At 66.8% G+C, this 26,791-nt stretch carries 24 protein-coding genes; 20 read left to right on the top strand and 4 right to left on the bottom strand.

What is annotated here, in order from left to right; translation table 11 throughout:
• Nucleotides 1-5: 5 nt before the first annotated feature.
• The 4 genes from gltS to IAE24_RS00395 form a co-directional block, all read right to left on the bottom strand.
• Nucleotides 6-1,235, bottom strand: a complete 1,230-nt coding sequence (gene gltS / locus IAE24_RS00410; protein WP_012206832.1) for a sodium/glutamate symporter — start codon at nt 1,233-1,235, stop codon at nt 6-8.
• Between the two features lie 137 nt (nt 1,236-1,372).
• The gene (locus tag IAE24_RS00405; RefSeq protein ID WP_197944001.1) at nt 1,373-3,007 is read right to left on the bottom strand and encodes an alkaline phosphatase D family protein; all 1,635 of its coding nucleotides are present in this window, start codon (nt 3,005-3,007) and stop codon (nt 1,373-1,375) included.
• A gap of 60 nt (nt 3,008-3,067) precedes the next feature.
• Nucleotides 3,068-4,666, bottom strand: a complete 1,599-nt coding sequence (locus tag IAE24_RS00400) for a GGDEF domain-containing protein (RefSeq protein WP_199960072.1) — start codon at nt 4,664-4,666, stop codon at nt 3,068-3,070.
• 58 nt (nt 4,667-4,724) lie between these two features.
• Nucleotides 4,725-5,705: an NADPH:quinone oxidoreductase family protein gene (locus tag IAE24_RS00395; protein WP_012206829.1), complete on the bottom strand. Its 981-nt coding sequence runs from the start codon at nt 5,703-5,705 to the stop codon at nt 4,725-4,727.
• A 117-nt stretch (nt 5,706-5,822) separates the two neighbouring features.
• Here IAE24_RS00395 and surE point away from each other — a divergent pair, with 117 nt between their 5' ends.
• The 20 genes from surE (at nt 5,823) to IAE24_RS00295 (ending at nt 26,783) form a co-directional block, all read left to right on the top strand.
• On the top strand, nt 5,823-6,626 hold the full coding sequence (gene surE / locus IAE24_RS00390; RefSeq protein WP_199960071.1) for a 5'/3'-nucleotidase SurE: 804 nt from the start codon (nt 5,823-5,825) through the stop codon (nt 6,624-6,626).
• Nucleotides 6,623-7,411, top strand: coding sequence for a protein-L-isoaspartate(D-aspartate) O-methyltransferase (locus IAE24_RS00385; RefSeq protein WP_065346020.1), 789 nt, complete (start codon nt 6,623-6,625; stop codon nt 7,409-7,411). The genes surE and IAE24_RS00385 overlap by 4 nt, the downstream gene beginning before the upstream one ends.
• 13 nt (nt 7,412-7,424) lie before the next feature.
• Nucleotides 7,425-8,303 (top strand): peptidoglycan DD-metalloendopeptidase family protein, encoded by an 879-nt coding sequence (locus tag IAE24_RS00380; RefSeq protein WP_034396301.1) that lies wholly within the window; start codon nt 7,425-7,427, stop codon nt 8,301-8,303.
• The gene (locus IAE24_RS00375; protein ID WP_034396294.1) at nt 8,303-9,373 is read left to right on the top strand and encodes an RluA family pseudouridine synthase; all 1,071 of its coding nucleotides are present in this window, start codon (nt 8,303-8,305) and stop codon (nt 9,371-9,373) included. Before IAE24_RS00380 ends, IAE24_RS00375 begins: the two co-directional genes overlap by 1 nt.
• Nucleotides 9,374-9,483: 110 nt before the next feature.
• Nucleotides 9,484-10,293 (top strand): SMC-Scp complex subunit ScpB, encoded by an 810-nt coding sequence (scpB, locus tag IAE24_RS00370; protein WP_199960070.1) that lies wholly within the window; start codon nt 9,484-9,486, stop codon nt 10,291-10,293.
• Entirely contained in the window at nt 10,290-11,693 is a 1,404-nt protein-coding gene (locus tag IAE24_RS00365) for a pseudouridine synthase (protein ID WP_199960069.1), read from the top strand. The genes scpB and IAE24_RS00365 overlap by 4 nt, the downstream gene beginning before the upstream one ends.
• Before the next feature lie 169 nt (nt 11,694-11,862).
• Nucleotides 11,863-12,288, top strand: coding sequence for a nucleoside-diphosphate kinase (gene ndk / locus IAE24_RS00360; RefSeq protein ID WP_012206822.1), 426 nt, complete (start codon nt 11,863-11,865; stop codon nt 12,286-12,288).
• A 92-nt stretch (nt 12,289-12,380) separates the two neighbouring features.
• A complete protein-coding gene (rlmN, locus tag IAE24_RS00355; RefSeq protein ID WP_034396288.1) occupies nt 12,381-13,505 on the top strand; it encodes a 23S rRNA (adenine(2503)-C(2))-methyltransferase RlmN in 1,125 nt (374 codons plus the stop codon).
• Between the two features lie 49 nt (nt 13,506-13,554).
• Nucleotides 13,555-14,415, top strand: coding sequence for a type IV pilus biogenesis/stability protein PilW (pilW, locus tag IAE24_RS00350; RefSeq protein WP_232245236.1), 861 nt, complete (start codon nt 13,555-13,557; stop codon nt 14,413-14,415).
• Entirely contained in the window at nt 14,408-15,403 is a 996-nt protein-coding gene (locus IAE24_RS00345; protein WP_199960068.1) for a RodZ domain-containing protein, read from the top strand. The genes pilW and IAE24_RS00345 overlap by 8 nt, the downstream gene beginning before the upstream one ends.
• 2 nt (nt 15,404-15,405) lie before the next feature.
• Nucleotides 15,406-16,689, top strand: a complete 1,284-nt coding sequence (gene ispG, locus IAE24_RS00340) for a flavodoxin-dependent (E)-4-hydroxy-3-methylbut-2-enyl-diphosphate synthase (protein ID WP_012206818.1) — start codon at nt 15,406-15,408, stop codon at nt 16,687-16,689.
• A gap of 186 nt (nt 16,690-16,875) precedes the next feature.
• The gene (gene hisS, locus IAE24_RS00335; protein ID WP_212739077.1) at nt 16,876-18,135 is read left to right on the top strand and encodes a histidine--tRNA ligase; all 1,260 of its coding nucleotides are present in this window, start codon (nt 16,876-16,878) and stop codon (nt 18,133-18,135) included.
• 70 nt (nt 18,136-18,205) lie between these two features.
• A complete protein-coding gene (locus tag IAE24_RS00330; RefSeq protein ID WP_012206816.1) occupies nt 18,206-18,889 on the top strand; it encodes a YfgM family protein in 684 nt (227 codons plus the stop codon).
• Between the two features lie 20 nt (nt 18,890-18,909).
• Nucleotides 18,910-20,067, top strand: coding sequence for an outer membrane protein assembly factor BamB (gene bamB, locus IAE24_RS00325; protein WP_043819101.1), 1,158 nt, complete (start codon nt 18,910-18,912; stop codon nt 20,065-20,067).
• Between the two features lie 15 nt (nt 20,068-20,082).
• A complete protein-coding gene (gene der, locus IAE24_RS00320) occupies nt 20,083-21,429 on the top strand; it encodes a ribosome biogenesis GTPase Der (protein WP_012206814.1) in 1,347 nt (448 codons plus the stop codon).
• Nucleotides 21,430-21,531: 102 nt separating this feature from the next.
• Nucleotides 21,532-21,783: an RNA chaperone Hfq gene (hfq, locus tag IAE24_RS00315; RefSeq protein ID WP_012206813.1), complete on the top strand. Its 252-nt coding sequence runs from the start codon at nt 21,532-21,534 to the stop codon at nt 21,781-21,783.
• 67 nt (nt 21,784-21,850) lie between these two features.
• Nucleotides 21,851-23,065 (top strand): GTPase HflX, encoded by a 1,215-nt coding sequence (gene hflX, locus IAE24_RS00310; RefSeq protein ID WP_012206812.1) that lies wholly within the window; start codon nt 21,851-21,853, stop codon nt 23,063-23,065.
• Between the two features lie 71 nt (nt 23,066-23,136).
• Nucleotides 23,137-24,531, top strand: coding sequence for an FtsH protease activity modulator HflK (gene hflK / locus IAE24_RS00305; protein ID WP_012206811.1), 1,395 nt, complete (start codon nt 23,137-23,139; stop codon nt 24,529-24,531).
• A 12-nt stretch (nt 24,532-24,543) separates the two neighbouring features.
• Nucleotides 24,544-25,434 (top strand): protease modulator HflC, encoded by an 891-nt coding sequence (gene hflC / locus IAE24_RS00300; protein ID WP_012206810.1) that lies wholly within the window; start codon nt 24,544-24,546, stop codon nt 25,432-25,434.
• 200 nt (nt 25,435-25,634) lie between these two features.
• Complete coding sequence (locus tag IAE24_RS00295; RefSeq protein WP_012206809.1) at nt 25,635-26,783, top strand: ATP phosphoribosyltransferase regulatory subunit; 1,149 nt, start codon at nt 25,635-25,637, stop codon at nt 26,781-26,783.
• The last annotated feature ends 8 nt before the right edge of the window (nt 26,784-26,791 follow it).

Below are 26,791 nucleotides of genomic sequence, written 5' to 3'. Positions count from 1 at the left end.
GATGGTCAGTGCAGCCAGCGGATGAACAGCTGGATCACCGTGGCGTTGACGATGTCGACGAAGAAGGCGCCCACCATCGGCACGATGAGGAAGGCCTTGTGCGAGGGGCCGTACTGGTTGGTGATGGCCTGCATGTTGGCCACGGCCGTGGGCGTGGCACCCATGCCGAAACCGCAGTGGCCGGCGGCCAGCACGGCCGCATCGTAGTTGCTGCCCATGATGCGGAAGGTCACCAGCGCGGCATACAGGCCCATCACCAGGGTCTGGGCCGCCAGGATCACCATCAGCGGCGCCGCCAGCCCCGCCAGCTCCCACAGCTTGAGCGACAGCAGGGCCATGGCCAGGTAGATGGACAGCGAGGCATTGCCGAAGACGTCGATGGCCCGGTCGAATACCTGGAAGTGAAAGACATAGTCCAGCGTATTGCGGATCACGACGCCGCCTGCCAGCGCCCAGACGAAGGTGGGCAGGGAGAACAGGGTGCCGGCGGTGAACTGCGCCATGAACTCGGCAAAGCCCAGGCAGCCTGCGAACAGGGCCAGTGTTTCTATGGCCGCGCTGGTGGTGATCAGGCGCGTCTGCTCGGGGTTCTCGAAGCCGCCGTGGCTTGCACTTTCGCCCAGCGGTGGCTGTTTTTCGGGGGCGGCTGCGGGGTCGTGCACGGCAAGCCTGCGGCGCGTGATCAGGGCCTTGGCCAGCGGGCCGCCGATCAGGCCGCCGATCACCAGTCCGAAGGTGGCACAGGCAATGCCCAGCGTGACCGCGCCCTGGATGCCGTACTCGCGCTCGAAAACCTGGCCCCAGGCGCCTGCCGTGCCATGGCCGCCCGTCAGGGTGACGGAGCCTGCGATCAGCCCGAACAGCGGGTCGAGCCCGAGCATCGTGGCCAGGCTCACGCCCACCAGGTCCTGCAGGCCGATGAAGACGGCGACCACGGCCAGGAACAGCAGCAGCGAACGGCCGCCTTCGCGCAGCTTGGCGAAATTGGCGCTCAGCCCGATGGAGGAGAAAAACACCAGCATGAAGGCCATCTGCAGCTCGCTGCTGAAGCTGAAGGTGTAGCCCAGGGTCTGGTTGAGCACGAACAGGGCGACGGCGACGACCAGACCGCCGGCCACGGGCTCGGGGATGTTGAATTCGCGCAGCAGGCGCAGGTGCTGCACCAGCCATTTGCCCAGCAAAAGGACGAGGGCGGCGAAGATCAGGGTGTAGTAGGCGCTGAAAGTCAGGTGCATGGCTTCCGTGTTCTGGTGGGCGGGGCAAGGCAGCTCACCATACGATAGGCGGCATGCCGGGTGGCGATGTCAGGATAGCCACTGATTCCGAGGCCTGCTGAAAGTGCCCTTCGGTTGTGCCCTGCGTCAGTGCCCTGTCAGCTGGCTACGGGGCCGGGCCGCCTGTCCTCGACGGTGAAGCGGGCCAGCGTGTAGATGCGGCTGTCGGCGCGCATGGGGTTGGCCACGGCACGCAGCTCGCTGGTCCAGCGTTCGGGCGTGATGTCTGCCAGGCCATAGCCGCGTTCCTCGCAGCGTGCGTACAGCACCTGCGGGTTGTGGGCGACGATGGCATCGACCTTGGCCTGTGTGGTGCCGCTGCGCGAGGTGATCGAGGTGCTGCAGAACTCGCTGGCCACGATGGGGTTGCGCCGTTCGGGCGCGGCCTCGGGATCGGCATGCACGGCGCAGACGTAGTTCTGGTGCAGGTCGCCGCCCAGCAGCACGCTGTTGCGCGGCGTGGGCTGGGCGCCCGGCGTGAGGTGGCGCACCAGGCGCTGGCGCGCGGCCGGGTAGCCGTCCCAGCTGTCCGTGGCCTGCGATCCCGAGGGCGGCCGGTGCGCCGACAGCAGGGTGGGCTGGGCCAGGATGCTCCAGCGCGGCCCCTCGCTGCCCTGGTGGCGTGCGTCCTCGGCCAGTTGGCGGTACAGCCACTGCTCCTGGGTCCAGCCCAGGAAGCTGCGCGCCGTATCCGACAGGGCCGCACATTGCGCAGGGCGCACGCTGCCCTTGTCTGCCTCGCCCTCGGTGCGGCAGGCCTGGGCGCTGCGGTACTGGCGGCCGTCCAGCAGATGCAGCCGGGCCAGCCGGCCCCATTGCAGGCTGCGGTACAGCTGCAGTCCGCCGCCGCCATGCGATGCCCCGGCGCCCGTCAGCGCGCTGGCACGCAGCGGCATGTTTTCGTAGAAGGCCTGCCAGGCGGCCATGCGCCGGGCCAGGAAACGCGCGGCATCGCCCTGGCCCTGGTCGCCCGCGTAGTTGTTCTCCACCTCATGGTCGTCCCAGCCCACGGACCAGTTGCACAGGGCGTGCGCGGCCTGCAGCAGCGGGTCGCTCTTGTGCAGGGCGTAGCGGTCGCGGTAGTCCTGCAGGGTCTGCGCGGCGCGCAGGTTGTGCGTGCGGGCCAGGCCCAGCGTCATGGCGGGCGTGGCGTATTCGTAGATGTAGTCGCCCAGGAAGATCACCAGGTCCGGCGCGTCCTGCACCACCTGGCGCCAGGCCGCGTAGTAGCCGTGCTCCCAGCGCTGGCAGGAGGCATAGGCCAGGCGCAGGCGCTGCGGCATGCTGCCGGGGGCGGGCGCCGTGCGGCAGCGGCCCGTGCCGCTGACCGCCTGTCCCAGCATGAAGCGGTAGTGGTACCAGCGGTCGGGCGCCAATCCTCCCACCTGCACATGCACGCCGTGGCCCCATTCGGGCTGGGCCATGGCCTCGCCGCTGCGCACGATCTGGCGGAACAGCGGGTCGTGCGCCAGCTCCCAGCGGATCTTGAGCGCAGGCATGGCCGTGGTGTCGGTCTCGCCCAGCTGGGCCAGCGGTGGCGTCAGCCGCGTCCACAGCAGCACGTTGTCGGGTTCGGGGTCGCCGCTGGCCACGCCCAGCGTGAAGGGGTTGTGCGCAGGCCGCTCGCCCAGCCGGGCCCAGGCAGGCAACTGGCCCAGCGCCGTGGCCAGGCCCGAGCCGACCAGAAACTGGCGCCGCGGTGCAGGGACGGAGGCGCTGAAGGGCAGGTGCATGGCGGTTCGGGGCAGGTGGCGCAAAAAAGCGGGGAAAGACGGGGCGTGGCCCTGGGTGGATCAAAGGCCGGCGCCTGCATTTCCAACTGGCTGCCATTGTGCGCCTGATGCCGTGGCAATGCAGTGCTTGCCGCGCTCCTTGGCCTGCAGCATGGCGGTGTCGGCGCGGCGCAGCACGTCCATGCCGTTTTCGTGGCTTTGCAACTGGGCCACGCCCGCGCTGAAGCTCAGGGGCCGGGGTGCGGGCTGGCCTGGGGTCTGCGCAGATGCGGGCAAAGGCGCCTGCTCCAGCAGCTGCAGAAGGCGCTGCAGCGCCTGGGCGCCCGCCGTCTCCGGGGTCTGCGGCAGCAGCAGCACGAAGGCCTGGCCTTCATAGCGGCCCACCACGTCTTCCGGGCGCAGCCCTTGGCGCGCCAGCTGGGCCACATGCACCAGCGCGGCATCGCCCATGGCATGCCCCAGCTCGGCATTGAGGGCCTGCATGCCGTCCATGTCGACCAGGGCAACGCTCAGCGGCTGGCCATGGCGCTGGGCGCGTGCCACCTCGCGGTCCAGCGCCTCGCTCACGCCCAGGCGGTTGAGCTGGCCGGTCAGCGGGTCGTGGCGTGCGCGGCGCGCGGCCTCGTCCAGCTCCTGCTGCAGTGTTTCGATGCGGGCCTCGCAGGTATCGACATGGGCGCGCAGCGCCTGCAGCTCCTCCTGGGCCACGCGGCTGCCGGCGGCCATGGTGCGCGTGGCCTCCAGCACCTGCTGCAGCAGCGGGGCTGCGTCTTCCAGGCGCTGGATGCCGTCCAGCTGGCGTGCCGCCTCTTCCATGCGGGCGCCCAGCGTTTCGTTGCTGCTCGTGATCTGCGCCAGGTGCTGGACGAAGCCGCCCAGCATGTCCCTGAGCGCCTGCTGCGCGGCGGCCATGCCGTCCTGCAGCTGCAGGCGCCGGTGGATCACGGTCTGCAGCTCGCGCCGTGCATCGGCCAGAGGCGCGGGCGACAGCGGCGGGGTGATGGCCTGCTCGATGGCCGTGAGCTGCTGTACCAGCCAGCTGCCATGCGTGGGGTCCTGGGCCAGGTGCTGCACCAGGGTCTGCAGCAACTCCTGCATCAACTGCAGGACCTGAAGCTGGTCGGCGATGGCGAACGACAGCTGGTAGTGCTGGTCGTGCAGACGCCGCGCCAGGGCCTTGGCATCCACGGGCGGCGATTGCAGTTGCTCCATCAACTGCTGGTGCAGTTGCCCGGTTTTGGTGTCCTGGGTGTCCAGCAGCGTGGACAAGGCCTCGAAGCGCCGCGCCAACTGCTGGGTCAGGTCGTCGGGCAGGGCCTGGACGGGCGGCGGCACGGGCAGCTCCACGGGCCGGGCCTCATGGGCAGGCGGCTGCAGGGCCGCGTTGGCATAGGCGGTGATGACCTGCTGCAGCCCTTGCCAGTCGCTGCGCTCTATGGCGGCGCCCAACTGGTCGCGCAGGCGCTTCTGTCCGGGTGTCTGCGCAGGCAAAAGCGCATGGACATGGCGCAGCGGGCCCTGGGGAAAGCTGGCGGGGCCGGGCTCGCCGGCCGCCTGTTCATAGAGGCGGGTGTAGTTTTCCGGGGTGGGCGGCAGGCGGTTCAGCGCCAGTTGCCGCAGGGTTTCGCGTGCCAGTTCGGAAGCGGAGCGCTCGGCCATGGGTGGGCAGTTGTTTCAGAATGCAATGCCCTCCAGTGTGGCATGGCCAGCGCCCGGTTCACTGCTCGTTGACCATCACCAGTTTGCCCTGCACCTGGCGCGATCCCATGCGCGCATAGGCGGCGTGCAGCTCGGCCATGGGCATGGTGCGGTCGATCACGGGCTTGATCTTTCCCTGGCCGTACCACTGCGCCAGCTCCTGCATCATGGCCGCATTGGCCTTGGGCTCGCGCCGGGAGAACTCGCCCCAGAAGACGCCCACCAGCGATGCGCCCTTGAGCAGCGGCAGGTTCAGCGGCAGGGCAGGAATCGGGCCTGCGGCAAAGCCCACGATCAGATAACGGCCGCGCCAGGCGATGGAGCGGAAGGCCGGCTCGGCGAAGTCGCCGCCCACGGGGTCGTAGACCACGTCGGGGCCCTTGCCGTCGGTGGCTTCCTTGATGGCGGCGCGCAGATCGCCCTGGCTGTAGTTGATGGTGGCATCGGCGCCCTGTGCCTTGCACAGTGCGCATTTCTCGTCGGTGGAGGCCGCTGCGATTACACGCGCACCCGCCGCCTTGGCGATCTGGATGGCGGCCGTGCCCACGCCGCCCGCTGCGCCCAGCACCAGCACGGTCTCGCCCGCGCGCAGCTGGCCGCGGTCGATCAGCGCATGGTGCGAGGTGGCATAGGTCATGATGAAGGCCGCAGCATCGACGAAGCTGAAACCGTCTGGCAGCGGCATGCACAGCGCGGCCGGCGCCAGCGTATGGGTGCCGAAGCCCCCCGTGCCCGACAGGCAGGCCACGCGCTGGCCCACGGCCAGGTGGCTCACGCCTTCACCCACGGCCTGGACCACGCCCGCGTACTCCGAGCCCGGCACGAACGGCAGCTCAGGCTTCATCTGGTACTTGTTCTGCACGATCAGCAGATCGGGAAAGTTCAGGCTGGCCGCCTTCACTTCGAGCAGTACCTGCCCCGGGCCCGGCGTGGGCGTGGGCAGCTGCGTCCACTGCAGTTGATCGACGCCTGTGGGCGTGGTGCAAAGCCAAGCGTGCATGGTGGTTGTCTCCTGTGATTGAATGCCTGGCCGATGATAGGAGTGTGGTGGGAATGCCTCCTGTCCCTCGGGCGACGAGACGCCCGCCTACAATCGCCCGCAATCCCTGCTGTATCCATGAAGATTCTCATTTGTAACGACGACGGCTACCAGGCGCCCGGCATCCAGGCCCTGTACGAGGCGCTGCGCACGGTGGCAGACGTCGAGGTGGTGGCACCGGAGCACAACAACAGTGCCAAGTCCAACGCCCTGACGCTGAACGCGCCGCTGTATGTGCACCAGGCCCACAACGGCTTTCGCTATGTCAATGGCACGCCTGCGGACTGCGTGCACATCGCCCTGACCGGCCTGCTGGGCTACCGGCCCGACCTGGTGGTCTCCGGCATCAACAACGGCGCCAACATGGGCGACGACACCATCTATTCCGGCACCGTGGGCGCCGCCATGGAGGGCTTTCTGTTCGGCATTCCCTCCATTGCCTTCTCGCAGGTGGACAAGGGCTGGTCCGAGATCGAGGCCGCTGCCGCCGCCGCGCGCCAGCTGGTCATGGACATGCAATCGCAGGAGCTGATCGGCCTGTCGCCCTGGCTGCTCAACGTGAACATTCCCAACATGCCCTTGTCCGCGCTCAAGCCCCTCAAGCTGTGCCGGCTGGGCCGCCGCCATGCGGCCGAACGCGTCATCACCCAGGAGAGCCCGCGCGGCGAAATGATGTACTGGATAGGCAGCGCAGGCGCGGCCAAGGATGACTCGGAGGGCACGGACTTCCACGCCACGGCGCACGGCCATGTGTCCGTCACGCCGCTGAAGGTGGACCTGACCGACCATGACAACCTGGGCTACTGGGCACAGACGGCGGCCAGGCTGGCGTCGGCCGGCCAGGGCGTGCAGGCAACCCAGGGCGGGGCGGTGCAACCGTGAGCGAGCGCCGTCCCGGAGTTCCCTCGTGGGTGGCGCGCTCGGTGCAGACCCCTGCGCCGGCCTCGCGCGCGGCGCCTGCGCGCTCTGCGCTGGCGCCGGCCGGTGCCCGTGCCCCGCAACAGCCTTCGGGCATCGGCCTGGACTCGGCCGCCGTGCGCGCTCGCATGGTGCAGCGGCTGGCTGCCACCGGCATACAGTCGCCGGCCGTGCTGGCCGCCATGGGATCGGTGGAGCGTCACCGCTTTGTGGACAGCGCCCTGGTCAACCAGGCCTATGAAGACACCAGCCTGCCCATTGGCCTGGGCCAGACGATCTCCAAGCCCAGCGTGGTCGCCCGCATGACCGAGCTGCTGTTGGGTTCGGAGGCCGCGAAGTCGGGCCTGGGCCGCGTGCTGGAAATCGGCACGGGCTGCGGCTACCAGGCGGCGGTGCTGGCGCGCGTGGCACGCGAGGTCTATTCGATCGAGCGCCTGCGCGGCCTGCACGAGAAAGCGCGCAGCAACCTGCGTCCCTGGCGGCTGACCAATGTCCATCTGATCTTTGGAGATGGCATGGAAGGCTATGGCAGCGGCGCGCCGTATGCGGGCATCATCTCGGCCGCTGGCGGCGAGAGCATGCCCTCGGCCTGGTGCGACCAGCTGGCCGTGGGCGGGCGGCTTGTCGCGCCCATGGTGGTTACGGGTGGTAAGCAGGCACTGCTGGTGATTGACAAGAGTTCACACGGGTTTACGCAGTCGATTTTGGAGGCCGTGAACTTTGTCCCCCTAAAATCGGGCATCGCCTAGAAGGGAATAACTTATGTTGGTATCGCGAAGTCTTGGGGCTTGGGGAACGGTGGTGCTGGCCGGCATGGTTCTGGCAGGCTGCACATCCCAAGTGAACAGGGCTCCCGTGGAGGACCGTGGAACGACCACCACCTCCTCCACCTCTTCCTCGCCATCGGCAGCCGTCAAGCCGCTGCCCGGCGTCGAAAACGCCGGCAAGCCCGGCTACTACACGATCAAGCCCGGTGACACGCTGATCCGCATCGGCCTGGAAACCGGCCAGAGCTGGAAGGACATCGCGCGCTGGAACAATCTGGAGAACCCCAACCTGATCGAAGTCGGTCAGGTGGTGCGCGTCGTGCCGCCGACCAGCTCGGACAGCGTCGGCACGCGCCCCTCGTCCACTGCCTCCTCCACGCCCAGCGGCTCGCCCGTGGTGGCAACGCCGCTGCCGCCCGTGGCATCGTCGGGCGGCACCACGGCAACGCCTGCACCCGCACCGACCCCGGCACCCGCCCCTGCACCCGCAGCCGGCAAGGGCGCCGACGATGTGGACTTCATCTGGCCTGCATCGGGCAGCCTGATCGCCGGTTTTGACGAGGCGCGCAACAAGGGTTACGACATCGCAGGCAAGGCCGGCGATCCCGTGATGGCTGCTGCCGATGGCCGCGTGGTCTATGCCGGCGCCGGCCTGCGTGGCTATGGCAACCTGATCATCCTCAAGCACAACAACACCTACCTCACGGCCTACGCGCACAACCAGACGCTGCTGGTCAAGGAAGACCAGACCGTGCGCAAGGGCCAGAAGATCGCCGAGATGGGCAGCACCGACGCGGACCGCGTGAAGCTGCACTTCGAGGTGCGTCGCCAGGGCAAGCCTGTCGATCCTTCGCGCTACCTGCCTTCGCGCTGATGAGCCGCAGCACCAGGCAAACCGGACAAGCCCCTGCCCCGCAGGGGCTTGTTTCTTCTGCGCCCGGCGAATCGCCGTGGGAGCCGGTCGAGGACGAGGCCGAAGGCGGCGAGGTCGAGGCCGCCGCGGCCGAGCTGCGCGAGATCACCGTGCCGCCGGCCCAGCACGGCCTGCGCGCCGACAAGGTGCTGGCCGAATGCGTGGCCGAGTTCTCCCGCAGCTATCTGCAGCAACTGCTGGCGCAGGGCGCGGTCACGCTCAATGGGCGTGTGCTGGTCAAGCCGGCCACCAAGGTGGCCGCCGGCGACCGGATGGTGCTGGAGATGCGGCCCACGCAGCAGAGCATGGCCTTCCAGCCCGAGGACATGGCGCTGGACGTGGTGTATGAGGACGAGCACCTGCTGGTCGTCAACAAGCCGGCTGGCCTGGTCGTGCACCCGGCTCCGGGCAATTGGACGGGAACCCTGCTCAACGGCCTGCTGGGGCGCGACCCCAAGGCGCGCGAGGTGCCGCGCGCCGGCATCGTCCACCGCCTGGACAAGGACACCAGCGGGCTCATGGTGGTGGCGCGCAGCCGCGCCGCCATGGACGCGCTGGTGGCCATGATCGCCGCGCGCGATGTCAGCCGCCAGTACCTGGCGCTGGCCCACAAGGCCTGGGGCCCGCGCAAGCGCCGCGAGGTCGATGCGCCCATCGGCCGCGACCCGCGCAACCGCCTGCGCATGGCCGTGGTCGACCTGGCGCAGCATGCAGGCAAGACCGCGCGCACCGACATCGACCTGCTGGCCGGCAACGAGGAAGTCAGTCTGGTGCGCTGCACGCTGCACACGGGCCGCACCCACCAGATCCGCGTGCATATGGCATCGCTGGGCCACCCGCTGGTGGCCGATGCCGTCTACGGCGGCAAGGAGGCTGGCGGCATGGCGCGCCAGGCGCTGCACGCCTTCCGGCTGGCCTTCACCCATCCCATGACAGGCCAGGCCCTGGTGCTGCGCGCGCCGCTGCCGCCCGATATGGCACAGGCGCTGGAAAATTGGGGGCTGAGCTACAATCCCGCCGAAAGCCTCTGACCATCTCTCGCATGGCATCCGTGGAGCGCTTGCTTCCTCTTCTTTGATTCGGCGCACCCTGGCTGCCACCTCTGGTGGCACGCGCGCCTTTGTTCCCGAGACGCTGAGCCATGAATACGGTAGATGCCAAGCGGGTCCTGGAAACTGCATTGATCTGTGCGCCGCAGCCTGTCACGCTGCGTGAGCTGCGCTCGCTGTTCGATGACGTGCTGGGCTCCGACACGCTGAAGGACCTGCTGCTGGACCTGCAGAAAGACTGGGCGCAAAAGGGTGTGGAGCTGGTGCAGGTGGCGTCTGGATGGCGCTTCCAGAGCCGGCCCGAGATGCGGGTCTATCTGGACCGGCTGCATCCCGAAAAGCCGCCACGCTACACCCGTGCGACCCTGGAGACGCTGGCGATCATCGCCTACCGCCAGCCAGTGACGCGCGGCGATATCGAGGACATACGCGGCGTGACGGTCAACAGCCTGCTGATCAAGCAACTGGAAGACCGGGGATGGATCGAGGTCATTGGCCACCGGGAAACCGTGGGCCGGCCCTCTTTGTTCGCCACCACGCGCCAGTTTCTGGACGACCTGGGCCTGCAGTCGCTGGACCAGTTGCCCATGCTCGAGGAGCCCGAATCCCAGCAAAGCCTGTTCAAGGCGCTGGAAGAGTCGGGTGCGCAGGAATTGGTAGCGGACGAGGCCGCGCCAGCCGGTGACGCTCCCTTGCCCGAAGAGCCCCAGGGCGAGGCAGATGCCACGGAATCGGACGGGGCAGATGCCGCAATGGCAGCAGATACGGCTCAAGCAGATACAGCAGACCTGTCGGATGCGGCAGATGCAGCGGATGCGGCAGAGACAACAGACGCAACGGATACAGCGGATACAACGGATACGGACGGCGCTGCAAAGCAGGCCGAAGAAGGAAAGCCATGACGGGTAGTGATATCTCCAAAGACCAGGACGCCCAGCCGGCGTCCGATGAGGCCGGCGCGCAGCGCAAGGCCCGCCCTGCGCGCTCGCGCGCTCCTAAGGCCGGGGCGCGGCCCGGCGCCAAGCCTGTGCGCAAGCCGCGTCCGGCCGCCGAGGCGGTGCATGCCGAAGACACCGTGCAAGAGCTGGTGACGGCTGACGCATCAGAGTCAATCGACTCAGGGTCTGTCGAAGGCTACGGTTTTGCGGACGTCATCTCGGGCGAACTCGACGCCGCCGAAGAACGCGACGATGCCGCGCCTGCCAAGCGCGTGCTGCTGCCCCAGGTCGATTCGCCCAAGCTGCACAAGGTGCTGGCCCAGGCCGGGCTGGGATCGCGCCTCGAAATGGAGCAGCTCATTCTTGAAGGCCGCATCTCGGTCAACAACGAGCCTGCCCACGTGGGCCAGCGCATCCAGTTCGGCGACCAGATCAAGGTCAATGGCCAGCCCATCCGCTTTCGCATCGACCCGCCGCCGGCGCGTGTCATCGCCTATCACAAGCCCGTGGGCGAGGTCGTCACGCATGACGATCCGCAAAACCGTCCCACGGTGTTCCGCAAGCTGCCTCGCCTGCAGCATGGCAAATGGCAATCGGTGGGTCGCCTGGACCTGAACACCGAAGGCTTGCTGCTGTTCACCAGCTCGGGCGAGCTGGCCAACTCCCTGATGCACCCGCGCTTCGGCCTGGAGCGCGAATACGCGGCCCGCGTGCTGGGCGCGCTCAGCAAGGAAGAAAAGCAGCGCCTGACCGACGGCGTGCAGCTGGAAGACGGCGTGGCCGCTTTCGGCTCCATTGAAGACGGCGGTGGTGAAGGCGCCAACTGCTGGTACCGCGTGACCATTTCCGAAGGCCGCAACCGCGAAGTGCGCCGCATGTTCGAGGCGGTGGGCCATGCCGTGAGCCGGCTGATCCGCATCCGCTACGGCGCCATGGTGCTGCCGCGCGGCCTCAAGCGCGGCGCCTGGGTGGAGTTGGACCAGGCCGATATCCAGTCCCTGGCTTCGGCAGCCGGCATGCAGGCGCGTGCGCCCGCTGCACCCAAGCCACCGGCCGGAGGCCGCCGTGGTGGCCCGGCTGACCGCAACACCGTTCGCCGCGAAGGCGGCGGCCGCTACTTCGACGGCAATCGCCCGGCGCCCAACGCCATGCTCGACGGCCCGCGTGCCAAGCCTGCCGCCAAGGGCGGCAAGGCTGACGGCGGCCAGGGACAGGGAAAGGGGCAGGGCGGCGCAGGCGGGCGGGGCAAGGGCGGCGGCAGCCAGCAGCCCGATCCGATGCGTACATCGGTGGGCTACATCGGCTCCGACAGCCTGTCGCGTGCACGCCAGAACGCCAAGCGCAAGCCGGGAGGACGCCGCTGAAAGGCGGCCGGGCCGTCCGCCTTCTGTTTCATCCAGAGGTGGTCGGCCCGCCCTGTAAGCCTGCCATTTGGCAGCACCATGTCATCAAGGACTTTGATGGCACAGCTAGAATCAACGGTTTTGTCCAATTGACAAAAATCCATAGTAACCCTGATTAGGAACCATTCAAATGGCCATCGAACGCACTCTTTCCATCATCAAGCCCGACGCCGTTGCCAAGAACGTGATCGGCCAGATCTACGCACGCTTCGAAGGCGCTGGCCTGAAGGTCATCGCTGCCAAGATGGTGCACCTGTCGCGCGGCGAAGCCGAGCAGTTCTACGGCGTCCACAAGGAGCGTCCTTTCTTCAAGGACCTGGTGGACTTCATGGTCTCCGGCCCCGTGATGATCCAGGCTCTGGAAGGCGAGAACGCCATCCTGAAGAACCGCGAACTGATGGGCGCCACCGACCCCAAGAAGGCTGAGAAGGGCACGATCCGCGCCGACTTCGCCGACAGCATCGACGCCAACGCCGTGCACGGCTCTGACGCCGCTGAAACTGCAGCCGTGGAAGTGGCTTTCTTCTTCCCCGGCATGAACGTCTACTCGCGCTAATCCCCGCGTCTTCCGCGGCCGTCATGGTCTGTCCGGTGCAGGCCGTGCCTGCCGCGGAAGAGCCGAGAGCGGCGTGGCACCGGCCTGCCGACATGAATACCAATTTGCTAGATTTTGATCTCGACGGACTTGCCGCTTACTGCGAGCAACTCGGCGAGAAGCGTTTCCGCGCGACGCAGCTGTTCCGCTGGATCCACCAGCGAGGCGCCAGCGACTTCGACCAGATGAGCGATCTGGCCAAGTCCCTGCGCGAAAAGCTCAAGGCGTGTGCCCACATCACGGCCCTGCCGGTTCTGACCGAGCATGTGTCTGCCGATGGAACAGTCAAGTGGCTGTTCGACGTGGGAGGCGGCGATGCCGTCGAAGCCGTTTTCATTCCCGAAGATGACCGGGGCACGCTGTGCGTGTCGTCCCAGGCGGGCTGCGCCGTGGGCTGCCGCTTCTGCTCCACGGGTCACCAGGGCTTCAGCCGCAACCTCAGCACGGGCGAGATCCTGGCCCAGCTGTGGTATGCCGAGCATGCGCTGCGCAAGCGCCTGGGCACGGGCGGCGAGCGCGTCATCTCCAACGTGGTGATGATGGGCATGGGCGAGCCGCTGCAGAACTACACGGCCCTGGTGCCGGCGCTGCGCGCCATGCTCGACGACCATGGCTACGGCCTCTCACGCCGCCGCGTGACCGTGTCCACCTCGGGCGTGGTGCCGATGATCGACCGGCTGTCCCAGGACTGCGCCGTGGCCATGGCCGTGTCGCTGCATGCGCCCAATGACGAGCTGCGTGACCCGCTGGTGCCTTTGAACCGCAAGTACCCCATCCACGAGCTGCTCGATGCCTGCGAGCGCTACCTGGAATTCGCGCCCCGTGACTTCATCACGTTCGAATACTGCATGCTCGATGGCGTCAATGACCAGCCTGAGCATGCGCGCCAACTGATAGAGTTGGTCCGCGCGCGTGGCGATGGCCGCAGCTGGTGCAAGTTCAACCTGATTCCGTTCAATCCGTTCCCGGCATCGGGGCTGCTGCGTTCACCCGCAGCGCGGGTCACGGAGTTCGCCAGCCTGCTGAGCAATGCCGGCATCGTGACCACGGTGCGCAAGACACGTGGCGACGACATCGACGCAGCCTGCGGACAGCTGGCTGGCGATGTCAAGGACCGCACGCGCGCTGCCGAGCGCATGGCCAGGCAGCGCACCATTGTTCTCAAGCAGGTGCCTTGAGAAGACCTGGGGCATGCCTGGCATGCCCCGACGGAACAAAGGACAGTTCATGAAGTCAGTGGCTCGGCGGCTGCGAACGGGGGATTTCGGTACAGGCATGCGCTGGGCAGTGCCCGCGCTGGTTCTTTTCTTGGCGGGCTGCGCAGGCAAGCAGCCTTTGGTGCCCCCGACGAATTCTGGCTCCGGCAACGCTTCCTCCGTCTCCAATGCCTCGATGGCTTCTGCCGCCGAGGCCGATCCCCGCCGCCGCGCAAGCATCCGCCTGGAGCTGGCGGCTTCCTATTTCCAGGCTGGCCGCATCGATGTGGCCCTGGAAGAGGTGAACCAGGCGCTGGCCGCTGACCCCAGTTCCGCCGACGGCTACGGCCTGCTGGCCCTGATCTACATGCGCAACCAGGACTGGGACCAGGCCGACGCCAGCCTGCGCAAGGCGATGTCGCTGCGTCCCCAGGACGGCGACCTGCAGCACAACTACGGCTGGCTGCTGTGCCAGCGCAAGCAATACGCGCAAGCCCAGGAATGGCTGGACAAGGCCCTGGCCCAGCCCGGCTACCTGGAGCGCCCCAAGACCTGGATGGCCAAGGGCCTGTGCCTGCAGCAGGCCGGCCTGCTGGTCGAGGCCCAGCAGGCGCTGCTCAAGGGCTATGAACTCGATCCCGCCAACCCGGTGATCGCCTACCACCTGAGCAACGTGATGCTGCAGGGCGGCGACGCCAAGAGGGCGCAGTTCTACATCCGGCGCCTGAACAGCAGTCCCCAGTCCAATGCGGAAAGCCTGTGGCTGGGGATCAAGATAGAGAGGGCGCTGCAGCAATCTGCAGCGATGCGGCAGCTGGCTGACCAGCTGCACCAGCGCTTCCCCGAGTCCCGCCAATGGCTGGCCTACGAGCGTGGAGCATTCAATGAGTGAGGTGTTGGCGGTGCATGACGAAGCAGGTACGCAAGGCGAGAACGCACAAACTTCCATGACGGCGGGCACGCTGCTGCGCCAGGCGCGCGAGGCGGCGGGTCTGTCTCTGGCCGGGCTGGCGGCGGCACTCAAGGTGCCAGCCCCCAAGCTGGAGGCGCTGGAGGCGGATGACTACGCCGCATTCCAGGACCATGTCTTCATGCGGGCCCTGGCGCAAAGCGTCTGCCGCACGCTGCGCATGGACTCGGCATCGGTGCTGGCCCTGCTGCCGCGCACCCAGCTCAAGAGCCTGGCCGATGATCGCGGCAGCATCAACGCCACGTTCAAGGAGCGCTCCTTCAAGGCCACCGGGACATCGCTGGGGCGTGAAAACGGCTCGCGCAAGGTGGCCATCATCGTGCTGCTGCTGCTGGCTGCTGCCGCTGCCGTCTACTTCCTGCCCAAGCATGAAGGCGACGCCGAAGAGCCGCAGGCCGGCGCTTCCGATGCCGCTGCCCTGGTGCAGCCTGCAGGGACTGTGTCCGAGCCCGTGGCCGCCCAGGAGCCCGTTGCGCCTGCGGCGACGACGCCGGCCGATGTGCCGGCTGCATCTGCCCCTGCATCTGCATCTGCATCTGCACCGGCAACTTCAGCGCCTGCAGCGGCAGCCGTTCCGGCTCCTGCGTCCACCACAACGCCTGCTGCCCCTGCCGCCGATGCGCCTGCCGAGGGCGCCGCAGCGACATCGGCAGCCACTGCGGCGCAAACTCCTGGTGGCGTGCTGGTCATGAAGGCCAACGCACAATCGTGGGTGCAGGTCAAGGATTCCAGCGGCCGCGTGGTGCTGCAAAAGACGCTGGCGGCCGGTGAATCCATTGGCGCCGAGGGCGCACTGCCGCTGTCGGTCATCATCGGCAATGCCAGCGGCACCGAGGTGCGTGTGCGTGGCGAATTGCTGGAAGTCGCCAAGACCACCCGCGACAATGTGGCCCGCTTTGAGGTGAAGTGACCGTGCAAGATCTCCCCATCACGCAGCAGCCGATAGCGATTGCCTCGCCGCTGCCGCGCAAGTCCCGCCAGGCCCGTGTGGTCTGGCGCAACAACGTCGTCACCGTGGGCGGCGATGCGCCTGTGCGCGTGCAGTCCATGACCAACACCGATACGGTGGACGCGGTCGAGACGGCCATACAGGTGCGCCAGCTGGCCCAGGCCGGCTCGGAGATGGTGCGCATCACCGTCAACACGCCCGAGGCGGCCGCCGCCGTGCCCTATATCCGCGAGCAGCTGGACCGCATGGGCGAGTACGTGCCGCTGGTGGGTGACTTCCACTACAACGGCCACCGCCTGCTCACCGAATACCCGGCCTGTGCCGAGGCGCTGTCCAAGTACCGCATCAACCCCGGCAACGTGGGCAAGGGCGACAAGAAGGACAAGCAGTTCGGCCAGATGATCGAGGCGGCGGCCCGCTACGACAAGGCCGTGCGCATCGGTGTCAACTGGGGCTCGCTGGACCAGGAACTGATGGCCCGGCTGATGGACGAGAACTCGCGCCGCGCCCAGCCCTGGGACACGCGCCAGGTCATGTTCGAGGCGCTGATTTCCTCGGCCGTCGATTCCGCGCGCCTGGCCGAGTCCATGGGGCTGAACGGCGACAACATCATCCTGTCGTGCAAGGTCAGCGGCGTGCAGGACCTGATCTCGGTCTACCGGGCCCTTGCGCAGCGCTGCGACTATGCGCTGCACCTGGGCCTGACCGAAGCCGGCATGGGCACCAAGGGCACGGTGGCCTCGGCCGCCGCGCTGTCCGTGCTGCTGCAGGAAGGCATTGGCGACACCATCCGCGTCTCGCTCACGCCCCAGCCCGGCGAGGCGCGCACGCAGGAAGTGGTGGTCGCCTCCGAAATCCTGCAGGCCCTGGGCCTGCGCATCTTCGTGCCCAGCGTCACGGCCTGCCCGGGCTGCGGCCGCACTACCAGCACCACCTTCCAGGAACTGGCCAAGCAGATCGATGACTATCTGCGTGGCCAGATGCCGCTGTGGCGCATGAAGTATCCCGGTGTCGAGGCGATGAAGGTGGCCGTGATGGGCTGCATCGTCAACGGTCCCGGCGAGAGCAAGCACGCCAACATCGGCATCAGCCTTCCCGGCACGGGCGAGGCGCCCGCCGCCCCCGTCTACATCGACGGCGAAAAGGCGCTCACGCTGCGCGGCGAGCGGATTGCCGAGGAATTCCAGGCACTGGTCGAAAATTATGTGGCGCGCACCTATGGCGCCACCGCCGCTGCACCCGCCTGATCGGCTGCATCGAGCATTGCAGTTATTGCAAAATAGATAGCGCACCACGCTTTGCCTCATTGGCTTTCACGCGAAACAGGCGTTGAGAGCATGGGGCGAAAAAAAGCGGGGTCAGCGCCTGTTTCCGAGCATTCATCGAACGAGAACAACGTGGCCAAACCCGAAAAACTTTCCGCCGTCAAAGGCATGAACGACATTCTTCCCGCCGAGTCCGCTCGCTGGGAATGGCTGGAAGCGCAGGTGCGTGAATTGATGGCGCGCTTTGCCTACCGCAACGTGCGCACGCCCATCGTCGAGCATACGCAGCTGTTCGTTCGTGGCATCGGCGAGGTGACGGACATTGTCGAGAAGGAGATGTACTCCTTCGAGGACAAGCTCAACGGCGAGCGCCTGACGCTGCGCCCCGAAGGCACGGCCAGCCTGGTGCGCGCCACCATCGAGAACAATCTGCTGTACGACGGCGGCAAGCGCATGTGGTACATGGGCCCCATGTTCCGCCATGAGCGCCCGCAGCGCGGCCGTTACCGCCAGTTCCACCAGATCGGCGCCGAGGCCCTGGGCTTTGCCGGCCCCGATGTCGATGCCGAACTCATCATGCTGGCCGTTTCCCTGTGGAAGCAGCTGGGCCTGACCCAGTGGCGCCTGGAAATCAACAGCCTGGGCCAGCCCGAGGAGCGCCAGGCACACCGCCAGGCCCTGATCGCCTACCTGGAGCAGCACCAGGACGTGATGGACGAAGAGGCCAAGCGCCGCATGTACAGCAACCCGCTGCGCGTGCTGGACACCAAGAACCCCGCCATGCAGGAAATGGTCAACGGCGCGCCGCGCCTGCTGGACTTCCTGGGCGAGGGCTCGCTGGCCCACTTCGACGGGCTCAAGGCCATCCTGGACGCCAATGGCGTGCCATGGACCGTGAACCCGCGCCTGGTGCGCGGCCTGGACTACTACAACCTGACGGTGTTCGAGTTCATCACCGACATGCTGGGCTCGCAGGGCACCATCTGCGCGGGCGGCCGCTACGACTACCTGATCGAACAGGTGGGAGGCAAGAGCGCGCCTGCCGTGGGCTGGGCATTGGGTGTGGAGCGCGTGCTGGAACTCGTCAAGGAGCTCGGCACCGACATCCCCGCGCCCACGCTGCATGCCTACGCCATCGTCCCCGACGTGGCGGCCATGCCCGTGGCGCTGCGCACCCTGCAGCAGCTGCGCGAGGCCGGTGTGCGCGTGCAGATGCACGCGGCCAGCGCCGAAGGCATGGGCAGCATGAAGTCGCAGTTCAAGAAGGCCGATGCCAGCGGCGCACATTTCGCGCTGATCTTCGGCTCCGATGAGCTGCAGCAGGGCCTGGTCACCGTCAAGTCGCTGCGCGACGGCGCGGGCCAGCAGGTGCAGCAAGCCCTGGCTGATGCGGCCCAATGGGCTGCCACCCTACAATCGGCGGTTTGACCAGCATCCGCAGCTTTTCAAGCGACCGCTCCAGCGGCGACCTCCATACATAAAGCGACACAGGCGATCCATGGCAAACCATTTCGATCTCGAAGAACAAGAGCAGATAGAGCAGCTCAAGCATTTCTGGAATACCTGGGGCACGTTGATCACCGGCGTGCTCGTGGTCATCTTCGTCGGCTTTGCCGGCTGGAATGGCTACCAGTACTGGGAAAAGCGCCAGGCCACGCAGGCTGCCGCTCTGGCGCATGCCGTTGACGTGGCGCTGGCTGGCAAGGACGCGGCGCGCGCCGGCCAGGCCTTCGCCGATCTCAAGGACAAGTACGCCGGCACCACGCAGGCGGCCCAGGCCGGCCTGCTGCTGGCCAAGGCTGCAGTGGACGAAGGCAAGCTCGATGACGCCAAGGCAGCCCTGAGCTGGGTGGCAGACAAGGGCGACGAAGGCTACAAGGCCCTGGCCAAGCTGCGCCTGAGCGCCGTGCTGGAGCAGCAAAAGCAATACGACGAAGCCCTCAAGGCGCTGGAAGGCAGCATGCCCGAATCCTTCGCCGGCATCGTGGCCGATCGCCGTGGCGACATTCTTGCGGCCCAGGGCAAACAGGCCGAAGCCATTGATGCCTACCAGCGCGCCCATGCCGCCCTGGATAAGGGCGTGGACTATGGCCGTCTGATCGAGTTCAAGCTCAATGCGCTGGGTGCTGAACCCACCGTGCTGGCACAGGCCAAGACGTCGACTTCGGAGAAGCAACCTTGAAAACCTCGGCTGATCAATTGATGGCGATTTCGCGCCCGCGCGGCGTTGCGCGCTGGATGGCTCTGGGCCTGCTGGCCGGTGCCCTGGGTGGCTGCTCCACCGTGTCCTCGTGGTTCAGCAGCGACACCAAGCCCAAGCCCCAGGAGCTGGGTGCCAACCCCGGCCTGCTGGCCGTGCACCAGGCCTGGACCGCCAAGCTCGGCGCCGAAGTGCCGCTGGCCACCGACATCCATGTGCAGGGCGACACGCTGCTGATCGCTGCCAAGGATGGCAGCGTCACGGCCCTCGATGCACGCAACGGCAGCCAGCTGTCGCGCTTCACTGTTGGCGAGCCGCTGACCGCGGGCGTGGGCGGTGACGCCGAGCGCCAGGCCGTGCTCACGCGCAGCAACCAGGTCATCGTCTACTCGCAAGGCAAGCAGCTGTGGAAGCAGCCGCTGCCCGCAGCCGCCTACACGCCGCCGCTGGTCGCGGGAGGCCGCGTCTTCGTGCTGGCAGCCGACCGCTCGCTGGCCGCTTTCGATGCCGCCAACGGCCGCAAGCTGTGGACCGCACAGCGCCCGGGCGAGCCCCTGGTGCTGCGCCAGCCCGGCGTGCTGATCGCCGTGGGCAACACGCTGGTGGCCGGCCTGTCGGGCCGCATGGTGGGTATCGATCCCGACACCGGCGCCGTGCGCTGGGAGGCCCCGCTGGCCAGCCCGCGCGGCACCAATGACGTGGAGCGCCTGGTGGACCTCGTGGGCCGCGTCAGCCGTGTCGGTGACAGCGTCTGCGCGCGTGCCTTCCAGGCTGCCGTGGGCTGTGTGGATACGCAAAACGCATCGGTGCGCTGGACCCAGCCGTCCAAGGGTGCCGATGGTATCGACGGTGATGGTGATGCCGTGTTCGGCGCCGAGAGCAATGGCACCGTCCAGGCCTGGCGCCGCGGCGACGGCTCGCGCGTGTGGTCCATCGACCAGCTGCAGCACCGCCGCCTGACGGCGCCGTTGATGCTGGGCCGCTCGGTGGTGTTTGGTGATGACTATGGTGTGGTGCACCTGCTGTCCAAGACGGACGGACAGGCGCTGGCACGATTGAAGACGGACGACTCCGGCGTGGCCTCGCCCCCGGTATCGGCTGCCAATACGCTGGTGGTGGTAAGCCGCAGCGGAACTGTGTACGGCTTCAGGCCGGATTGATAGGTATTTTCGGGAATGAAGCCAGTTATTGCCCTGGTAGGGCGACCCAATGTGGGCAAATCGACGCTGTTCAATCGGCTGACCAAGTCGAGGGATGCAATCGTCGCGGATTTCGCGGGCCTCACGCGTGACCGCCACTATGGACAGGGCCGCCAGGGTAAGCACGAGTACATCGTGATCGATACCGGCGGTTTTGAGCCAGATGCATCCAGCGGCATCTTCAAGGAGATGGCGCGCCAGACGCAGCAGGCTGTTGCCGAGGCTGACGTCGTGGTCTTCGTTGTCGATGCGCGCCTGGGCATGTCCGCCCAGGACCACGACATCGCCAAGTACCTGCGCCGGCTGGGCAAGCCCTGCGTGCTCGTGGCCAACAAGGCCGAGGGCATGAAGGAAGGCGTGCAGCTGACCGAGTTCTACGAACTGGGCCTGGGCGATGTGCTGCCGGTTTCCGCAGCACACGGGCAGGGCGTGCGCGACCTGCTCGACCTGGCCCTGGGCCAGCTCAATCTGCCCGAGCCCGAGGAAGACGACCCCTTCGACGATGTGGCCCAAAAGCCCATCCGCCTCACCGTGGCAGGGCGCCCCAACGTCGGCAAATCCACGCTGATCAACACCTGGTTGGGCGAGGAGCGGCTGGTCGCCTTCGACATGCCGGGCACCACGCGCGACGCCATCTCGGTGCCCTTCGAGCGCGCCGGCCAGAAGTTCGAGCTGATCGACACGGCAGGCCTGCGCCGCAAGGGCCGGGTGTTCGAGGCCATCGAGAAGTTCTCCGTGGTCAAGACGCTGCAGGCCATCGAGAGCGCCAACGTCGTGCTGCTGCTCATCGATGCCACGCAGGGAGTTACCGACCAGGATGCGCACATTGCCGGCTACGTGCTGGAAAGCGGCCGTGCCGTGGTGCTGGCCGTGAACAAATGGGATGCGGTGGACGACTACCAGCGCCAGATGCTGGAGCGCTCGATCGAGACGCGCCTGTCCTTCCTCAAGTTCGCTCCCATGCATTTCATCTCGGCGGAAAAGCGCCAGGGCCTGGGCCCGCTGTGGAACTCCATCATCCAGGCGCACAAGGCTGCCACCTGCAAGATGCCCACGCCGGTGCTCACGCGCCTGCTGATGGAGGCCGTACAGTTCCAGACGCCCAAGAAGACGGGCATCTACCGCCCCAAGATGCGCTATGCGCACCAGGGTGGCATGAACCCTCCGGTCATCGTCATACACGGCAATTCGCTCGAGCATGTGACGGAAGCCTACAAGCGCTTCCTCGAAGGGCGATTCCGCAAGGAATTCAATTTGGTTGGCACGCCGTTGCGGATCGAGTTGAAAACCTCTCATAATCCTTTTGCCGACAAGGACAAGTAACAAGCTACGGGATTTCGGGAAAACCCTTGTGCGAACAAGGGCCCCAAAACACTGTGGTAAGGTGTCGGTTTACAACAACACTCTTCGAACACGGAGAATATCGTGAGCAACAAAGGCCAACTCCTCCAAGACCCGTTCCTGAACGCGCTTCGCCGCGAACATGTTCCGGTGTCCATCTACCTCGTCAACGGCATCAAGCTGCAAGGCCAGATCGAATCCTTCGACCAGTACGTGGTTCTGCTTCGCAACACCGTCACGCAGATGGTTTACAAGCACGCCATCTCCACCATTGTTCCCGGCCGCGCCGTGAACTTCTCCACGGCCGAAGCTGCCGGCAGCGACGCCAGCGCTTGAGCTCGCTGCGCCCTGATGCCTCCCCGCACTGCCGGGGAGCTTCCTCACCCTTCGGGAGAGGTTTTTCTTGAGTTCTGAATCTTTTGACCGGTCCACGCCAACGCCAGTGCTGCTGGTGGGCGTGGATTTCGGCTTTCCCCATTTCGATGGCGAGTTGGAAGAGCTGGGCCTGCTGGCCGGCACGGCCGGCCTGCGTCCCGTTGCACGCCTGACCTGCAAGCGCAAGGTGCCCGATGCGGCGCTGTTCGTGGGCAGTGGCAAGGCCGACGAAATCCGCATGCTCGCCCAGATGCACGGTGCCCAGGAAGTGCTGTTCGACCAGGCCCTGAGCCCGGCCCAGCAGCGCAATCTGGAACGCCATCTGCAGATGCCGGTCAACGACCGCACCCTGTTGATCCTGGAGATCTTCGCCCAGCGCGCGCGCAGCCATGAAGGCAAGCTGCAGGTGGAGCTGGCGCGCCTGCAATACGTGGCCACGCGCCTCGTGCGGCGCTGGACCCACCTGGAGCGGCAGATGGGCGGCATCGGCGGCCGTGGCGGCCCTGGCGAGAAGCAGATCGAGCTGGACCGCCGCATGATCGACGAGTCGATCAAGCGCACCAAGGAGCGGCTGCAGAAGGTCAAGAAGCAGCGCGCCACGCAGCGTCGGCGGCGCGAGCGCCATGGCATCTTCAATATCTCTCTGGTTGGCTACACCAACGCCGGCAAGTCCACGCTGTTCAATGCGCTGGTCAAGGCGCGCGCCTATGCGGCCGACCAGCTGTTCGCCACGCTGGACACGACCACGCGCCAGCTGTACCTGAATGAAGCCCAGCAATCGGTGTCCCTGTCGGATACCGTGGGGTTCATCCGCGACCTGCCGCATGGCCTGGTCGATGCATTCCAGGCCACGTTGCAGGAGGCGATCGATGCCGATCTTCTGCTGCATGTGGTCGACGCCTCCAATCCGAATTTCCCAGAGCAAATCCAACAAGTCCAGAAAGTTCTGAAGGAAATCGGTGCCCAGGAGGTGCCTCTGGTACTGGTTTTCAACAAATTGGACGCCGTCGATCCGGAGCGGCTTCCAGCGCAGTTGCAGGACCAGTACGAGCTTGACGGGCTGCCTGTTTCACGGGTGTTCGTCAGCGCCCGCTCCGGCGAGGGACTGCCACAGCTGCGGCAGTTGCTGGCCGAGCATGCGCTGCGCGCGGAGGCGGAACACGCCGAAGCGCACGGTGGTGATGAGCGGGATCAGGAGGAGGTGGATGGCGCGATGCCCCCTGGGCAGGACGCCGAATACTAGGGGCTAGCGCCCTGATTGGGCAAAATGCCGATTGGGTCCCTGTCTTTACCGAAGAAACCGAGACTTCTCGCATGAATCTTTCACAACGCGCCCATCGCTGGGCGATGCTGCCGCAGCGCCTTCGCGGGATGTTCAACCTGAATGATCCGCGATGGGGACGTGGCGACGACAAGAACGACGATGCTTCGCGCCCCGATGCCGACCGTCCCGCGCCGCCGCCCCCGCCTGCGGAGCCTGCACGCGACAACCGCGACAGCCGTGACAACCGCCCCTCGTCGGGCGGCGGCCAGCCGCCTGATCTGGATGAGCTGTGGCGCGACCTCAACCGCAAGCTCTCGGGCCTGTTCGGCGGCAAGCCGGGCGGCGGTCGTGGCCAGCCGCCCATCCGCAATGGCGGTGGCAGCCAGCCGCCGGACATGCGCAGCGCCGGCATGGGCGTGGGCCTGATCGCCGGCATTGCCTTCATCATCTGGATGGGCACGGGCATCTTCATCGTCCAGGAAGGCCAGCAGGCCGTCATCACCCAGTTCGGCAAGTACAAGAGCACGGTGGGCGCCGGCATCAACTGGCGGCTGCCGTACCCGATCCAGCGCCATGAACTGGTCTTCGTGACGCAGATCCGCTCGGCCGACGTGGGGCGCGACACCATCATCAAGAGCACGGGCCTGCGCGAGTCGGCCATGCTCACCGAGGACGAGAACATCGTCGAGATCAAGTTCGCCGTTCAGTACCGCCTGAGCGACGCGCGCGCCTGGCTGTTCGAGAGCAAGAACCCGTCCGAGGCCGTGGTCCAGGCCGCAGAGACTGCCGTGCGCGAAGTCGTCGGCAAGATGAAGATGGATACGGCGCTGGCCGAGGAGCGCGACCAGATCGCCCCGCGCGTGCGCGACCTGATGCAGACCATCCTGGACCGCTACAAGGTGGGCGTGGAAGTCGTGGGCATCAACCTGCAGCAAGGCGGCGTGCGTCCGCCCGAGCAGGTCCAGGCGGCCTTCGACGACGTGCTGCGTGCCGGCCAGGAGCGTGAGCGTGCCAAGAACGAAGCGCAGGCCTACGCCAACGACGTGGTGCCGCGCGCAGCCGGCTCGGCAGCGCGCCTGCTGGAAGAGTCCAACGGCTACAAGGCCCGCATCGTGGCCCAGGCCCAGGGTGATGCGCAGCGCTTCAGCTCGGTGTTCACCGAGTACCAGAAGGCGCCCCAGGTCACGCGCGACCGCATGTACCTGGAAACCATGCAGCAGATCTACGGCAACGTGACCAAGGTGCTGGTTGAATCGCGCCAGGGCTCCAACCTGCTGTACCTGCCGCTGGACAAGATCATGCAAGGCGTGAGCGGCAATGTGCCGGCAGCCGACAGCTCGGCGGCCCCCAGCACCCAGGCGCCTGCGCCTGCCGCCATTCCCGGCCTTTCGAACGATGCGCGCAGCCGCGACAGCAGTCGCAGCCGTGACCGCGAAGCACGCTGAGGAGCAGCCCAAGTGAACCGAGTTGGATTTTTCATCACCAGCATTCTTCTGGCGCTCGCGCTGCTCAGCTCCATGCTGTTCGTCGTCGATCAGCGCCAGTTCGGCGTGGTCTATGCCCTGGGTCAGATCAAGGAAGTGATCACCGAGCCGGGCCTGAACATCAAGATGCCGCCGCCGTTCCAGAACGTGCGCTACATCGACAAGCGCCTGCTCACGCTGGACAGCACCGACACCGAGCCCATGCTCACTGCCGAAAAGCAGCGCGTGGTCATCGACTGGTACGTGCGCTGGCGCATCTCCGATCCGTCGGAGTACATCCGCAATGTGGGCCTGGACGAGTCGGCTGGCGCCATGCAGCTCAACCGCGTGGTGCGCAATGCTTTCCAGGAGGAAATCAACCGCCGCACCGTGCGCGAACTGCTGTCCAGCAAGCGCGATGCGCTGATGAACGACGTCAAGCGCGAAGTGCTGGAGACCGTGCGCGGCGCCAAGCCCTGGGGCGTGGACGTGGTCGATGTGCGCATCACGCGCGTGGACTATGCCGAGACGATCACGGAATCGGTCTACCGCCGCATGGAAGCCGAGCGCAAGCGCGTGGCCAACGAGCTGCGCTCCACCGGCGCCGCCGAAGGCGAGAAGATCCGCGCCGAGGCCGATCGCCAGCGCGAGATCACCATCGCCAATGCCTACCGTGATGCCCAGAAGATCAAGGGCGAGGGCGATGCCGAGGCCGCCCGGACCTACGCCGAGGCCTTTGGCAAGGACCCGCAGTTTGCGCAGTTCTACCGCAGCCTGGAGGCCTACAAGGCCAGCTTTGCCAAGAAGAGCGATGTGCTCGTGCTCGATCCTTCGCAGACCGATTTCTTCAAGGCCTACCGCAGTGGTGGAAGCTCTGGAAAATAAGCGCGCCTGAGCGGCAACGCCGCCCGGCCCCTGCACGGCGCCCCTGTTGGGGCGCCGTTTTTTCTTGCGCCGCCGCGGTCGCCCGTGCACCGAATCGATTCGGAATACCGAACACCCGCCGTGGGCCTTGGGTCACCCCCAATTTGGGCTGGCCCGCAACAGCCGGTAGAATCACGTTTTTAACAGCCTCCCCCTTTTCCATGTCTGCTTGGGTCCTGCCGGATCACATCGCCGATGTCTTGCCTTCCGAGGCCCGGCACATCGAAGAATTGCGTCGAGGCCTGCTCGATACAGCGCGTGGCTATGGCTATGAACTGGTCATGCCGCCCATGCTGGAGTACCTCGAATCCCTGCTCACCGGCACAGGGGAGGCGCTGGACCTGCAGACCTGCAAGCTCATCGACCAGCTGACAGGCCGCACCATGGGTCTGCGTGCAGACACCACGCAGCAGGTGGCCCGCATCGACGCCCATCTGCTCAACCGCAAGGGCCTCACGCGCCTGTGCTACTGCGGCCCCGTCGTCCATGCCCGCCCTGACCGCCCCCGCGCCACGCGCGAGCCGCTGCAGTTCGGTGCCGAGATCTACGGCCACCAGGGCATGGAAGCCGACCTGGAGGCACTGCACCTGGCGCTGGACTGCCTGCGCAGCGCAGGCGTCACCAACATCAACGTCGATCTGGCCGATGTGCGCATCGTGCGCAGCCTGCTGGCTGGCGTGATGGTGGACATGCAGGTGCTGCGCGGCGTGCACGCTGCGCTGGCCGCCAAGGATGCGAGCGAGCTCGAGCGCCTCACGCGTGACTTCCCTGCCGCATCGCGCGAAGGCCTGATGGCCCTGCTGCAGCTGTACGGCGGCATCGAGGTGCTGGACCGCGCCGAGAAGCTGCTGGCCCGCACCGCAGGCGTGCAGCCTCTGCTGGACCAGCTGCGCTGGCTGGCGCAGCGCCTCGAAGGCGTGAGCGTGAGCTTCGATCTGGCCGATCTGCGCGGCTATGCCTACTACAGCGGCACGCGCTTCGCCATCTATGTGCCGGGTGCCAGCGATGCGCTGGTGCGCGGCGGCCGCTATGACGAGGTGGGTGCGGTCTTTGGCCGCAACCGGCCCGCCGCCGGCTTCAGCCTGGACATCAAGCAGCTCGTCGCCGTCGTGCCCGAGCGCCCGCTCAAGGCTGCCATCCGCGCGCCCTGGGGCGACGATCCCCAGGTTGCGGCTGCCATTGCTGCATTGCGCCGGCAGGGCGAGACCGTGGTCTGCGTGCTGCCAGGGCATGAAAGCGAAGTGGACGAATTCCACTGCGACCGCGAGCTCGTGCAGGTTGCCGGGCAGTGGGCCGTGCAAGCCATCTGACGCATTTG

Origin of the sequence: Delftia sp. S65, assembly GCF_016516495.1 — a bacterium.
Classification (GTDB): domain Bacteria; phylum Pseudomonadota; class Gammaproteobacteria; order Burkholderiales; family Burkholderiaceae_C; genus Comamonas; species Comamonas acidovorans.
This window is presented reverse-complemented; position numbering and strand designations above follow the sequence as displayed.